The organism is Okeania sp. SIO3B5, assembly GCF_010692555.1.
In the GTDB taxonomy this organism is placed as follows: Bacteria; Cyanobacteriota; Cyanobacteriia; order Cyanobacteriales; family Microcoleaceae; genus Okeania.
In genome coordinates, this window is sequence record NZ_JAAHHG010000027.1 from 30,118 (window position 1) to 44,598 (window position 14,481).

10 protein-coding genes are annotated in these 14,481 nt (G+C 33.5%); 8 read left to right on the plus strand and 2 right to left on the minus strand.

Annotated elements, in window-relative coordinates; genetic code table 11:
* The first annotated feature begins 166 nt into the window (after positions 1–166).
* On the plus strand, positions 167–2,140 hold the full coding sequence (locus F6K54_RS06290; RefSeq protein ID WP_293075711.1) for a glycosyltransferase family 2 protein: 1,974 nt from the start codon (positions 167–169) through the stop codon (positions 2,138–2,140).
* 76 nt (positions 2,141–2,216) lie between these two features.
* Here F6K54_RS06290 and F6K54_RS06295 read toward each other — a convergent pair whose 3' ends face one another.
* Entirely contained in the window at positions 2,217–2,363 is a 147-nt protein-coding gene (locus tag F6K54_RS06295) for a hypothetical protein (protein WP_293075713.1), read from the minus strand.
* 201 nt (positions 2,364–2,564) lie between these two features.
* Between F6K54_RS06295 and F6K54_RS06300 the strand changes: the two genes are divergently transcribed.
* A complete protein-coding gene (locus F6K54_RS06300; RefSeq protein WP_293075715.1) occupies positions 2,565–5,147 on the plus strand; it encodes a class I SAM-dependent methyltransferase in 2,583 nt (860 codons plus the stop codon).
* Between the two features lie 198 nt (positions 5,148–5,345).
* Here the strand turns inward: F6K54_RS06300 and F6K54_RS06305 are convergent, their stop codons facing one another.
* The gene (locus F6K54_RS06305; RefSeq protein ID WP_293075716.1) at positions 5,346–6,509 is read right to left on the minus strand and encodes a tetratricopeptide repeat protein; all 1,164 of its coding nucleotides are present in this window, start codon (positions 6,507–6,509) and stop codon (positions 5,346–5,348) included.
* A 203-nt stretch (positions 6,510–6,712) separates the two neighbouring features.
* On the opposite strand from F6K54_RS06305, the gene F6K54_RS06310 reads away from it, so the two are divergent.
* The 6 genes from F6K54_RS06310 to F6K54_RS06335 form a co-directional block, all read left to right on the plus strand.
* Positions 6,713–8,581 (plus strand): sulfotransferase family 2 domain-containing protein, encoded by a 1,869-nt coding sequence (locus F6K54_RS06310; RefSeq protein WP_293075718.1) that lies wholly within the window; start codon positions 6,713–6,715, stop codon positions 8,579–8,581.
* Between the two features lie 550 nt (positions 8,582–9,131).
* Complete coding sequence (locus tag F6K54_RS06315) at positions 9,132–9,260, plus strand: helix-turn-helix domain-containing protein (protein ID WP_293075720.1); 129 nt, start codon at positions 9,132–9,134, stop codon at positions 9,258–9,260.
* Positions 9,226–9,417 carry a hypothetical protein gene (locus tag F6K54_RS06320; protein WP_293075721.1) on the plus strand — a complete coding sequence of 64 codons (192 nt, stop codon included), beginning with the start codon at positions 9,226–9,228 and terminating at the stop codon, positions 9,415–9,417. The genes F6K54_RS06315 and F6K54_RS06320 overlap by 35 nt, the downstream gene beginning before the upstream one ends.
* Positions 9,418–9,476: 59 nt before the next feature.
* A complete protein-coding gene (locus F6K54_RS06325; RefSeq protein WP_293075745.1) occupies positions 9,477–10,379 on the plus strand; it encodes a transposase in 903 nt (300 codons plus the stop codon).
* A 416-nt stretch (positions 10,380–10,795) separates the two neighbouring features.
* Positions 10,796–11,980, plus strand: a complete 1,185-nt coding sequence (locus F6K54_RS06330) for a transposase (protein ID WP_293075723.1) — start codon at positions 10,796–10,798, stop codon at positions 11,978–11,980.
* A gap of 74 nt (positions 11,981–12,054) precedes the next feature.
* A partial coding sequence (locus F6K54_RS06335; RefSeq protein WP_293075725.1) for a sulfotransferase family 2 domain-containing protein occupies positions 12,055–14,481 on the plus strand: 2,427 nt, incomplete at its 3' end.

The window sequence follows — 14,481 nt, forward strand, 5'->3', positions numbered from 1 at the left end:
CTTGTATTGTTTTAGGATATCTGAAATTTTGCTTTTAGATTATTCAAAGTAAAAAATACTAATCAAGACTAATGTCTGTAGATCGAATGTTCTTGAATATTGTCAATATCTAATTTTTTTTTATTTTTTAAAGTAAATTTAACGAATCATTAAATAAGATTATATTATGCTACCGGAAGAAAAACTTATAAAATCGAAAGAGTTATTAGAAATTAATAGAAAAAAGCTAGAAGCTGCTCAAATAAAATTTTCTCAACTCAATCCCAGTTATCAAGTTTTGGATGTAGTCAAAGAATCAAAACTAACTACTATTCAAAAAAAAATTATCAAGGATGAACCAAAAACAACAGAAAAAAAACATCATCAAATCTCCCAGTCAGTGCCAATCTTGATTGAAACCTACGACCGGAATTTGAGTGAAATTTATGATCAATTATTTTGGGGATATGAAATCAATGATATTCAGGAACAAACTTATAAAGAAGATACCATTAAAATTTCTGGGTGGGTATTGGGTAAAAAGTGTTCTATCGTTGCTGTAGAAGTAGTATTTTTGCACAGTATTATCAAAAAAGTATCTGTAGATCGGTCATATCCCGATATAGTTAAACGTTATCCCCAAGCATCCCAACTAACAGAAATAGGTTTCAATATAGAGTTTATCCTCAAAGATTTGCCTCCTAAATTTAACTGGCTAATCCAAGCAGTATTTATTGATGAAACTCGGATGCCAATAGGTTGTATAGGTAGAAATAATAATAAGTCACTAAATATTCATAAAACTCCTCTATTGACAAAAGAAGCTATTCAATTTTTAGAAAATTTTTTCCAGCAAAAAACTGATGCTAGAGTATTAGAATTTGGCAGTGGCGGTTCTACTATATGGCTTTCTAAACTAACAAAAAATCTGACTTCTATCGAGCATGATGCTAAGTGGTTTCAGCAGATTAAAAATTATATTGAGAAGCAGAAAAATTGTCATCCAGTTGATATCAAACTATTACCAAGACCGTACCATACAATATGTGAAAAATTGCCTGAAGCATCTTTCGATTTAATTATTGTAGATGGTCGTGATCGAATGAAATGTTTTGAAGCATCAATTAAACTTTTAAAACCAGGTGGAATATTGATGTTGGATGATGCACAAAGGGGGAGATATAAACAATGCCATAATTTGTCAAAAGATTGGCAATTCACCAAAACCGTTACTCAGGCTAGGCACACTTATTGGTGGGAAAAACCATTTGAACAAAATAAATTTATAGGCAGAAGCCAATCAATTCCTAATCAAAAGCCAGTATCTGAGGAATTTGAAGAAAGTGCGGTTATCGCTGGTGTGGCAATGGTAAAAGATGAAGAGGATATTATCTACTACACTCTAGCTGGAAATTATAGAGAAGGTATAAAAAAATTTGTGGTGTTGGATCATCTATCCTCAGATGGAACTAGAGATGAAATTAGACGCTTCGCTGATGACCACCCAGAAGCAATGGTTTATCTGATAGAAGATAGAGATCCCCTTTTTCATAAGTCTAGGAAGAATTCAGCAGCGGCTGAGTTTGCTAACAAAATTTGGGGGGCAGAATGGATATTTCCATTTGATGCAGATGAAATAATTTCTGCATCAGATAAACCCCTACCAAAAATTCTGAGTCAATTGGATCAAAAACATATCTGTTTAGGTCTTCAACATAGAAACCACTTGCTCAGAGCATTCTACGATCAGTCTGAAGCTAATCCTCTTAAAAGAATGACTCACAGGAAAAAGGAAGATCGTTCTATTTTTCCTCAAGGCTACAGTAAGATTATGGTTCGCTGGCACTCAGGCATGAGGATAGGTCAGGGGCAGCACAAAGTAAATTTTCAGGGAAAGCAGCTACCTGTAACAGTGCTTGGAAAAAATCATGGACTTATCCTCAGACAATACAGATATCGTTCTAGGGAACAAATCAAACAAAAAATTGTGAATGGAGGAAAAGCTTATGAGGTAACGCCAAATATGTCACAAAAATGTGGTGGTTTCTGGCAAAAACAGTACAACCAATACAAGAAAAAGGGAGAAAAATTTATTGATGAATTCTACGAGTCTGAGCTTAGGGGAGATTCAGATGCTATCTACGATCCTGTCTGGGTTTAACGTGCGTCAGAAGTTGTTTTTGTAACAGGGATTTGAAGCAAGCTTCCAAAAACATTTTGCCTTAAAAAGCGGGGTTTTAGACCCAATTATTTTGATAAATCTTGTTGCTTTTTCTATAGTAAATCAAAATCATTGCTAATTTATTTGTCTCACCAATAAAAACCTTAGTCATTTCCTGTTTAGCAGTACAAAAAATTGAGATAATAGGCAAAAATCCTAACATAATTTACCTCTAGCAAATGTATGTATGTTCCAACTTGATTCGGCAAGGAGTCTCCCCTTATAATCTGCGATTTAACGGGAGAGAACTTCACTTAATAAAATGGTAATGTTTTATGAGCTTGTAGCTAAGGAACTCTCAAACAAAACAGTTAACTAAATTTATTCCTTGACTGGAGTAATATAACCACGGAGTTTTTAATTTATGTCTGAAATAGAATCAGAAGAAAAATCACAAAATTCACTAGAACGACTTGGTCAAAAAAAGAAACTACTATCAGAATATAAATCTCAATTGAGTCTGGCTAAAACTAGCTTGGGAAAATACCAGTCTCTACAGCATGAAACTACTGAAGAAAAGCTAAAATTAACTACTAATCAGCCTACATCAATCAAATTTCGCGATCGTGCAGTAACGAATACTGTCCCTCTCCAGAAATATACTACTGATGCTCAGAAGTATATTTTACCTAGTGAAAAATATAAAAATAAACTATCTAAATTATCCGGCTGTCATATTGATGAATATTCATACATCATCAATACAATCACTCCAAAAACGCCGATTAATTTTTTAATATTTGGTGTTGGGAAAGACAGTCATATCTGGATGAATGTCAACAAACAGGGAAAGACTGTATTTGTAGAAGATAATCCAGAATGGTTTAAATGGGCAAAAGAAACTTATCTAGGAATGAAAGCTTACCTAGTTAATTATGGTACAAAAAGGAAAGACTGGCTGAATTTACTAACTCAATATAGTCAGGGAAAAGAATGTCTCTCAATGGTATTACCAGATGAGATTGTGGAAACAAAATGGGACGTTATTTTTGTGGATGCGCCTGCTGGATATTCAGAAGAAATGCCAGGCAGAATGAAGAGTATATACATAGCTGCCAAACTAGCTTTTGAAGCTCGAAGTACAGATGTTTTTGTACATGATTGTCATCGCCAAGTAGAAAATATTTATAGTAGCTATTTTTTCCATCAAAAAAACTTAGTTACCGAAATTCGGAGATTGAGACATTATAAAATTATTGGTGGAGAAGATTTATTACATCAAAAATCTATAAAATTCGTAAATAAAGAGCAATATCAGTCAGGAAATATTCAAGTAGAAGTTGCTGGTGTTGAGTTATTAAAGCCTGTGTCAAGTTTATTACATGGGTGTTATTTAGATAGACCAAAAAAAGGACAAATTTTTCAGCAAAATACAATTAAATTAGCGGGGTGGGTAGTTGGTAACAATTCTCCGGCTGTAGCAGTAGAAATTATCAGTAATGGTCAAGTAATTCAAACAGCATCTATCAACAAACAACGTTCTGGTGTAGCAAAGGCTTATCCTCAAGTTGCTCATGCAAAAACAAGTGGTTTTTCCACAGAAATACAAGTAATTAGTTTACCAAAAGAATCTGAATTAACATTACAAGCCATACTTAAAGATAAAAGTCGTGTACCTCTAGGTTCTTTAAAGTTACAGTCTAAATATCAAAGTTCGATAGGAGTAATTTATATTGCAACTGGAGAAAAATTTATTCGTGAAGCTTGTGAATCAGTAGCTAGTTTAAAAGCAAAAATGCCTAATCTACCAGTAACAATTTTTGCTAGTGAAGACATTAAAAATTCTAACTTTGACCAAGTAATAGTAATAGAAAAACCAGATTACAATCATGTAGATAAAATCAAATATATGTATGCTTCGCCTTACGATTACACATTATTTCTAGATACAGATACCTACATATCTGCTAACTTTTCAGAAATATTTACACTCTTAGATAAATTTGATATGGGAGTAGCTCATGCTCCCCTAAATATTAGAGGTTTTGTTAATGGTGTACCAGAAAGTTTTCAACAGTTAAATACAGGAGTAATCTTATATAAAAAATCTCCTCAACTAGAAAAGTTTTTTGTCAAATGGTTAGAATTATATAAACCACCTAATGCCGACCAACCTACTTTTAGAGAAGTTTTGTATAACAGTAAACTCAGAATTTCCACTCTTGCCCCAGAATATAACTGTAGATTTCCTTTTTCTGGAGTTATTTCTGGAACTGTAAAAATACTACATGGAAGGCATAAAAATTTACCATTAGTAGCTGAAAAAATAAATTCAGGAAAAGGCTTGCGATTTATCAATCCTGAAGAATTTAAACATCTGGAAAAAAATCTCAAGCAATCTACTCAAGTAACTAATAACTCATTGCCAAACTCTAGCCATAATAAGTTAGCTAATCTTCAAACAGAAGTTGTCACAAATAATATCAAATCCCCAAAAAATAAATCATCAAGTATCAGAGATACTCCCATGTTAACTCCAGAAGCTACTAATTTTTTAGAGAATTTTCTCAAACAAAAACCAGATGCTAATGTATTAGAATTTGGCAGTGGTGGCTCTACAATATGGATGTCTAAATTGACTAAAAAACTTATTTCTATTGAACATGATACTAAGTGGTACAAGAAAGTAAAAGATAATCTTCAGCAAGATGCAACTTGTAATCCTGTAGACTTAAGACTTTTATCTAAGCCATATCACACAGTATGTGACAAATTTCCTCAAGAATTTTTCGATTTAATTATTGTTGATGGCCGCGATCGAATGAAATGTTTAGAAGCATCAATTAAGGTTTTAAAAAAAGGAGGAATATTAATGGTAGATGATGCGCAAAGAGAAAAGTATAAACCAGCTTATGATTTACTCAAGGATTGGCTAATTACAAAAACTATGAGTAAACCTAGAGATACTTATTGGTGGCAAAAGCCATTACCAATGGATAATGGATAATGGATAATGGATAATGGATAATGGATAATGGATAATGGATAATGGATAATTGATAATGGATAATGGATAATGGATAATGGATAATGGATAATGGATAATTGATAATTAGGGCTTGCTGATTAAACCTAAACGTTTTTAAAGATAAAGGTAAGTGCCTTTTTAAGTATCAAAAAGTTCAAGGTTTTAAGTGGTAATGGTTCAAAAATAAGGAACTATAGCAACAAATGTTTCAGGGGAAGTTAAATGATTTGTAGTGAAATTCTTATGGATATTCTGTTTGACAGTTTTTGGAGGTATTAAATGGCATTGATAAGCTGAACTAATTTTTATGTGAGTGATATTGTTATTAGGGCTGTTAATAGATGTAATTTCCCAGTCTATGAGCTTCTTTAAAAGCTTAACTGGAAGACATAACTCATAACAAGAAAGAGCTTCTTCGGAGTAGCCAAGTTGTTTGAGAGTATCTCCCAAATATTGGTAAATTTTCTTAGATTTTGGGTTAATATTAAGCCCTTGTAAATAGCAATTAATCGCTTCAGTCCAATTATTTTGCTCGGCAAGAATAAGTCCTAAATTACAATAATCTTCTACTTTTGGCTTCAGTTCAATAGCACAACGGTAAGAAGCAGCAGCTTGCTCTAAATTCCCTAGTCGCTGGAAAACATTTCCTAAATGACGGTGAAGTAAATCTGTTTTCGGACTAAGTTTTATGGCATACTGATACGATGCTACAGCTTCCTCCAAATTCCCTAATTTTTGTAGAGTATCTGCCAAATTATGATGAAGTTTAGGTATATTTGGATTCAGTTCTATGACATATCTATATGTAGCAATAGCCTCTTTTAATCTACCCTGTTTTTTGAAAGCTATTGCTAATTTATAACTATCTCTAAATAAGCATGGATGAAGTTGAATAGCTTTTTGATAGAAAGTAACAGCCTCATACCATTTTTTTTGTTGAAATAATACCTCTGCCAAGTTGTAGTAAGGCCAGCTAAAATCTGGGTTCAAGCTTATAGATTCACGAAAAAATGTGACTGCCAGATCTAGTAACCCTTTTGTAGCAAATAATTCTCCTAATTTGTTATATGATTGATACATATTAGGATTAATTTTTATAGCAGATTGGAAACAAGCAACTGCATCATCTCTTAACTTTTTCTCTAGCAATACTTCTCCTAATTTGTGATGGTGCCAAGCAGAGTTATAGTTAAGTTCTATTGCTTGAGTATAAGCTTTCACAGCTTCATCTAAGCGACCTAATTTTGTTAATACTTTTCCTAATAGGTTTTCAAGAATCTTTACTAATTGATTGGATAAAAGAGAGTGGTTTAAATATTGTAGGGAAATATTATGGTTCATGGTGTGGGCGCAAATCTTTTACTTATCAAGATTTGCTAATTGTAGAAAAAAAAACTGAATTTAAGTCAAAGTTATCTAACTACCAGATGGTCTTAAAAAAATACAAGTCTAAATTAGAAAGAATTAAGATTCAAATTGATGCATCAAAATCTCAAATCAACCAGACTTAAGCAAAATATTATTCTTCAATCTTTAACCGAAAAATGAGACAGATAAATCAACCTCACCGACCACAAGAAGTAAAGGCAAAAATTATTTCAATTCATGTACCAAAAACTGCTGGTACAACATTTAAAAAAGTTTTGAGACAAATATATCATCCAGAAGAGATTTTTTTTGACTATCCTCACAAGGGTGATTTCCGCCATAAAATGTTAATTAATCCTAAACCAGAAGTAAAAGTAATTCATGGTCATTTTCCTGGCAATAAATATGATTATAAATTTCCAGAATATAGAAAAATTATTTGGCTAAGAGACCCGATAAAACGGTTAATTTCTCTTTACTTTTTTTGGAAGACTTGGCAAATTTTATTAGAAAGTGATGAACAAAATTTATCACCGATAAAAGAGTCTAATTTGACATTTATAGAATTCGCCGAAAAACCAGAGATGCAGAATGTAATTAAATCAAAATTTGTTCAAGAGCAAAAATTAACAGAATTTGATTTTGTTGGGATTCAAGAATTTTTTCTTGAAGATTTACATGAACTAAAATTAATACTAAATTGGCCGGAATATCAGCTTGAAACTCAAAATACCAATCCCTATCCAGAATATAAGTCATTATTAGAAGAAGTCTTATCTAATCAAGAAATAGTCAATAAAATATCAGTGATAAATCAGGAAGATATAGAACTTTATCGAGAAGCGCTAAGTTTACGGAAGAACCGGAGAAAAACATCGAAAATACAATATTATACTCAAGAGAATCTCGAAAATTTATCATCTGGAAAACAACAAATTCCCCACAAAACAACAAAAACTAATCCTCTACTTACTTGGGGTTCTATTGACCGGGCAGTTATTAAAAATCAAGTGTTGCGGTTGTCTGGTTGGGTTGCCTCTCTTGATGCTGGTATGGTGGAAGGATTTAAAGTTGTTATTGCTAATCAAGTGTTTAGTTTTTTTGAACAAACTCTCAATATACCCAGTCCAGATGTAGAAAAAGTTCATCCTAATTTAGATAGTTCAAGTAATGCTAGATTCCGGCTCAAAATTCTTTTAAATCAACAACAAATCAACCAATTAAAGTATTCATTAATCGCTTTAACTCCTCAATTTCAACGTGGTGAGGGGATAATTTTATTAAAGGTATTAGCACCACTTTTGCCACTGCCTGAAGAGAAAGATATAAAAATAACTGACATTGATGGAAGTGGTCAATTTATTCGGAGTTCCTTCAAATTACTAGGAGATTTAATTCAGAGATTAGGTTTAGAACCCAAAGACCATATTCTGGATGTTGGTTGTAATATTGGTACTGTTGCTTATGCCTTAGTTCATTATTTACATCCTTCTGGTCGTTATGAAGGTTTTGATATGGTAAAAAATTTGATTTCCTCGGTACAAAAAGAAATTACAACACGCAAACCTAATTTTAATTTTAACTGGCACAATATTCATCATCCTCTGTATAATCCCACTGGCACAATATTAGCAATTAATTTTACTTTTCCTTATCCTGATGAAAGTTTTAACTGTGTCTGTATTCCTCATTTATTAACTCATTTACAAGGTCTGGAGGTTATGCACTATCTTGATGAAATACATAGAGTTTTGAAACCTGGAGGGAGGTGCTTATTAATTTGCTTTTTAATCAACTCGGTATCAGAACAGTTGATGGCTAAAGGCAAGAATTTTCAACAGCTTATTTATGAAACAGAATATGGTTTTACTAAAGATATTAATTTGCCAGAAAAAGGAATTGGCTTTAGAGAAAATCTACTATTACAGTGGATAAATGAACGAGGGTTTAATGTTCTAGAAAAGTCTTATGGTTCTTGGTGTGGTCGTACCTCATCTTTTAAAGAAGATTTGTTGATTTTGGAAAAAAAAATAGACTTCTTGTAGAAGTCAGGGAATAGGGGGATGGGGAGATGGGGGGATGGGGAGATGGGGATATTTGCACAATTAAATGTATTTCATATTAATATTCTCTGACAACAATGAATTAGCCCTGGGAAGAGCTATGCTTTATAAACATCTTTCTTAACATAAAACGTAGACATTATAGACAAATTATGTTCAAGACTTTAAAAGCCTTTTTCTAGAGAGAAAATGTATTTAAAAGTACATTGATTTTGACGAATTAAGTAGTTTTACTTGGACGCTATGACTATTTCTCCCTGCTCCCCTGCTCTCCGTGTCCCCGTGTCTCCGCGTCTCCGTGTCCCCGTGTCTGAGGAGTTCCTTATAAGGGATAGGTGGGGGGAGTGGGGAAGTGGGGAGTGGAAAAAACTGTGAGTAGGAAATAAACCGAAGTACATCCTCTTATCCAACTTGATTAGGCAAGGGGTCTCCCGTTATAATCTGTGATTTAACGGGAGGGGAATTGCCGAGCTGTAAATTAAAAAGGTGTCGATTGCTGTATAAACATTGCATTAAAGAGTAGTCTAAAATTATGATAATTACTCATTGCTACAAAATTAAGCCCACTCCTGAACAGTCAGTAAAAATTGATTATTGGCTAGAACTATTACGAAGACATTGGAATTATGCACGCTTGTCAAAGACTAGACTGGTTGAATAGAACTAGATGTCAAGTTGACCGTTGCTCATTAATTTCATGTCCTATTGGTGAAATTTCTAGTAGACCAGATTATTATTTTCAACAATCAGCACTTAAACAGACAAAAAAGTTATTTCCTGACTACAAAGAAATCTCCATACGAAGTCCAGCAAATTAACTTACAAAGACTAGATAAAGCTTGGAAACGTTTCGGCTAAGAGCCGACATGAAAGGCTAATACCTGATAAAACTGGTAAACGTGGAGGACGACCAAGATTTAAAAAATCAGGGTTTTTAAGGTCATTTTGTTTCAGTAGAGTTAATCACCCCAAAGCAGCAATAAAATTTGACGGTAAACAAATAATTATTAGTAGGTTTGGTACTATTCCTGTAATAGTTCATAGACCAATTCCAGATGGTTTTGTTATCAAAACTGCAACTATAACCAAAAAAGCTGACGGTTATTATGTGAGTTTTAGTTTAGAAGATAAGTCAGTACCTAGTTTAATTTCTACAGAAAATATCAAAACTGCTGTAGGTATTGATGTAGGCTTAAAAGAGTTTTTAACTACTAATGCTGGTGAAACTGTTTCTGTTCCTAAATTTTATAGAAAATCCCAATCTAATTTAGCAAGAAAGCAAAAAAAAGTATCTAGAAAAGAAATTGGGTCAAACAACTGGAGGGCAGCACAAAATAAAATAGCTAGACTACATCAACATATTGCCAGGCAAAGAGAAGATTTCCATTACAAAACTGCTCATAAATTAGTTAAAGAATATGATTTAATTGCTGTAGAAGACCTTAATATTAAAGGTTTAGCAAAAAATACTAAACTATCAAAATCAATCTATGATGTAGCCTGGGGAGCATTTATTGAAAAATTGAATGCAGTAGCGGTAAAACGCGGTGTTCATGTCATTAAAGTTAACCCTCACAATACATCACAAAATTGTAGTAATTGTGGTCATAAAGTGTCTAAAACTTTATCAGTTAGAACTCACTCTTGTCCTAAATGTCAAACAGTTTTAGATAGAGATGAGAATGCAGCAATTAACATATTAAATAAAGCGTTAAACGAGGTGGGTATCATCTTGTCTGCTTGTGGAGGCTTAGGCGTTAGTCAGCCTGTGTTCGCGTAGCGTTGCGCCAGCACTCGCAAGAAACTTCTTTGCTTAAGAAGCTCCCGTTATAATCTCCGATTTAACGGGAGAGAACTTCACCTGTTTACCTAAATAACACGGGAGCATGAAAGCCATCGTCTTTTAAGCGATGGATGAAAGGCGAGTTGTCGGATTTTAATCCGAAGTATTTTATTTTACTGAAAAGCAACGTTGAAGCTCCCCCGTTTTTGAACCGGGACATGAAAACAAGGGAGTTGTTTGGATTAGACAATTTTAGTTGTCCTCTGTTACTATGATTGACAATAAGTTTTCGTTCCGCCCGTTTAAAATGTACTATTGTCAGCAAGTTTTAGTAGGTAAAAATCCTGAATTAATTTCTATCTTAAAATTCTTGTGTGAACAGTCTCACAAGCTAACTAATATGGGAATATATTATGCCAGACAATTATATTTTAAGTCTTACAAAACTCTGGGTAAGTATGACTTGGAAAAAGTCTACAAAAAGAACAATCACTATAAAGTTTTATATTCGCTCTTCAGCACAACAAATATTGAGAACCGTAGCTGAATCATTTAGGTCTTACTATGGTCTTATAATTGCCTATAGTGAAGGAAAAATCTCAGACAGACCAAGTATTCCTAACTATAGAAAAAAAGGGGGAATGGCTACAGTTAGTTACCCCAAGCAAGCATTAAAACTCAAAGGTAATCAAATTAGAGTACCATTAGGCAATACCTGTAAACGCTGGTTTGGTCTAGATAGCTTTTTAATTCCAATGCCGAGTATAAGAGAATTTTCATCTCTGAAAGAACTGAGAATATTACCCAGAAATAGATGTTTTACCCAAGAATTTGTCTATGAAAAAGAAGTGGTAATTAAACCTCAATTAAACCAAGGCAATGTATTAGGAATAGACCATGGTGTAAATAATTGGTTGACCTGTGTATCTAATGTAAATACAAGCTTAATTGTAGATGGTAAACATCTCAAATCAATGAATCGTTGGTACAACAAACAAGTATCAACTATTAAAGAAAATAAACCGACTGGATTTTGGTCAAATAAACTAGCTGCCATTACAGAAAAGCGTAACCGCCAAATCCGTGACGGTATAAATAAAGCAGCTAGAATCGTAATTAATCATTGTTTAAAAAAATCTATTGGTACAATTGTATTTGGTTGGAATAAAGGTCAGAAAAATCAAATAGAATTAGGAAAAAAAAATAATTCAGAATTTGTACCAATTCCCACAGCTAGACTCAAAGAAAGAATAGCTCAATTATGTGAAGAGTATGGGATTATATTTATAGAAACTGAGGAAAGTTATACAAGTATTGCTTCATTTTTAGATGGTGACGATCTGCCTATTTATGGTGAAAAACCCGATGATTGGAAACCATCACCGAAAAGAATAAAGCGTGGTTTGTATAGAACAGGTAATAATTGGTGCGTGAATGCAGACTGTAATGGGGCTGCAAATATAATTGCAAAAGTAAGCAGAAAGCTAAGTTTAGACTTAAGCCGACTGTGTAGGGGCACCGCGGAAATTGTCCCCAGAGAGTGCATCTTTGGTCAGCTAAGAAAAAACGGAGCAACATGGATTTATCCTGTTGCGTAGTATCTGCTTAGAATCCCCTTGGCAACAGCTGCGGGGAGTAGTCAATAAAAAATAATTTACAGAATCTTATTAATATGGAAAAAGTTGAAATAGTACAGAAAACAAACACACAACTAGCAGCAACTACTGGATTTTTAGACCAAGTAGCAATAGAAAATGAAACTGTTTGTTTAAGTGGATGGGTTCTCTCTTTCGAGCCTGAGTCTGTCACTAATTTTAAGGTTTTATTTGGCAGTCAACAATTAGTAGGATTTGAATTAACTCAAGGTCTTCCTAGCCCTGGAGTGAAAAAAGCACATCCAAATATTTCTGCTGCTAATAATGCTCGGTTTATTATTAGACTGCCAATGAATAAACAGCAGCAACAACAATTTAAAGATGCTCTGATTATTTTAATTCCTCTTGTGGCTGACCGTGAAGGAGAACCTTTATTAAATGCTGTTAATCCGGCTTTATCTAGTTTAGTTCAAACACCAGAAGCAAATAATTTACCAACTCAAACTCCTCAAGTAGAACTTATTTCTGTTCATGTGCCAAAAGCAGCCGGAACAGCTTTCAGACAGGTTTTATTGCAGGTTTATGGAACTCAAGGAGTTCTGACAGATAAAACTAATATGTTTGAAGATAATATGCCAGCTACTATTCATTGGCAGGCTAAAGTTATTGAGGGTCATTTTCGCGCGGGTAAGTACGATCAATTATTTCCTCAGGCTAAGAGAATTACATGGTTAAGAGAACCTATCCACAGATTAATTTCTGATTATTGTTTTCGCCACATATCGAATCCTACAAAAGATTATCTAAATAAAGAAGGTTTACTGAAGTTTGTTCAAGGCAACAGTAATCTTATGGCTTATTGTGTGAATGGTAAATCTCTGGATTATTTTGATTTTGTCGGAATTACAGAATATTTTGAGGAGGATTTACTGGCACTCAAAAATCTTCTTGATTGGTCAGATTATCAAGTTATTTACCAAAACAGAAATCCTTATCCAGAATATCTTGACTTTCGGAAAGAGGTTTTATCAGACAAAAAATTAATGGATGAATTGGCAAATGCTAATAGTCAAGATATGGAACTTTATGCAGCAGCTTTAAAAAGAAGAATTCAAAATTCAAAAGTCAAAAGTCAAAAGTCAAAAGTTAGAAGTGAACAGGAAAGGAAAATTCAAAAGTCAAAATTCAAAAGTCAAAAGTTAGAAGTTGGAAGTGAACAAGAAGTTAGAAGTGAGGAGGAAGGCAAAAGTGGAATTGATTTACCTGAAAAAAATGTAGTTGATTTGCAACCATATACAGTGCCAGAAAAAACAAAAATATTAGCAACGTTGGGTTCTCTGGATAAGGTAGAATTTGACCGCGAAGAATTATTACTAATAGGTTGGGTAGTTTCTCGTAATTTAGGAGCAGTAAAAAGCTTTCAATTAACTATTGCAAATACTGAAATAGAAAATTTTGAAACTGCCTTAGATTTACCAAGCCCAGATGTGAGGAAATTACACCCCAATCTTAATCATTCTGACAAAGCAAGATTTCGTCTCAAGGCATTTCTTAACACAGAACAAATTTCACAATTCCAAAATGCTGAGATTGCTTTAACTCCTATATTTAAAGATGGTAAAGGTCAGGTTTTGTCTAAAGTATTAGATAATCCCAAACAAATAACTTTAGTTAGAAGTGAACAGGAAAAAATCAAAAGTCAAAAGTCAAAAGTTAGAAGTGAACAGGAAGTTAGAAGTGAGGAGGAAGGCAAAAGTGGAATTGATTTACCAGAAAAAAATGTAGTTGATTTAGAACCATATACAGTGTCAGAAAAAACAAAATTATTAGCAACATTGGGTTCTCTGGATAAGGTAGAATTTGACCGTCAAGAATTATTACTAATAGGTTGGGTAGTTTCTCGTAATTTAGGAACAGTAAAAAGTTTTAAATTAACTATTGCAGATACTGAAATAGAAAATTTTGAAACTGCCTTAAATTTACCAAGTCCAGATGTGAGGAAATTACATCCCAATCTTCATAATTCTGACAAAGCAAGATTTCTTATCAAGGTATTTCTTAAACCAGAACAAGTTTCACAATTCCAAAATGCTGAGATTGCTTTAACTCCTATATTTAAAGATGGCAAAGGTCAGGTTTTGTCTAAAGTAAAAGAAGGAAGAGGGAAGAAGCGGTGCGACCCCGCGTCGGCGTCAGACGCAAGGGAATGCGCACCAAGAGAGGAAGAAGGAAGAAGTAATGAAGTCAGAAGTGAACAAGAAGTTAGAGGTGAGGAGGAAAAAGTCAAAAGTCAAAAGTCAAAAGTTAGAAGTGAACAAGAAGTTAGAAGTGAGGAAGAAGGCAAAAGTGGAATTGATTTACCAGAAAAAAATTTAGTTGATTTAGAACCATATACAGTGTCAGAAAAAACAAAATTATTAGCAACATTGGGTTCTCTGGATAAGGTAGAATTTGACCGTCAAGAATTATTACTAATAGGTTGGGTAGTTTCTCGTAATTTAGGA

What these genes read in the sequence shown, in the direction of transcription:
- F6K54_RS06290 (WP_293075711.1), top strand. Translation starts at nt 167, where the DNA reads ATGCTACCGGAAGAAAAACTTATAAAATCGAAAGAGTTATTAGAAATT.
- F6K54_RS06300 (WP_293075715.1), top strand. Translation starts at nt 2,565, where the DNA reads ATGTCTGAAATAGAATCAGAAGAAAAATCACAAAATTCACTAGAACGA.
- F6K54_RS06330 (WP_293075723.1), top strand. Translation starts at nt 10,796, where the DNA reads ATGCCAGACAATTATATTTTAAGTCTTACAAAACTCTGGGTAAGTATG.
- F6K54_RS06310 (WP_293075718.1), top strand. Translation starts at nt 6,713, where the DNA reads ATGAGACAGATAAATCAACCTCACCGACCACAAGAAGTAAAGGCAAAA.
- F6K54_RS06295 (WP_293075713.1), bottom strand. Translation starts at nt 2,363, where the DNA reads ATGTTAGGATTTTTGCCTATTATCTCAATTTTTTGTACTGCTAAACAG.
- F6K54_RS06305 (WP_293075716.1), bottom strand. Translation starts at nt 6,509, where the DNA reads ATGAACCATAATATTTCCCTACAATATTTAAACCACTCTCTTTTATCC.
- F6K54_RS06315 (WP_293075720.1), top strand. Translation starts at nt 9,132, where the DNA reads ATGATAATTACTCATTGCTACAAAATTAAGCCCACTCCTGAACAGTCA.
- F6K54_RS06320 (WP_293075721.1), top strand. Translation starts at nt 9,226, where the DNA reads ATGCACGCTTGTCAAAGACTAGACTGGTTGAATAGAACTAGATGTCAA.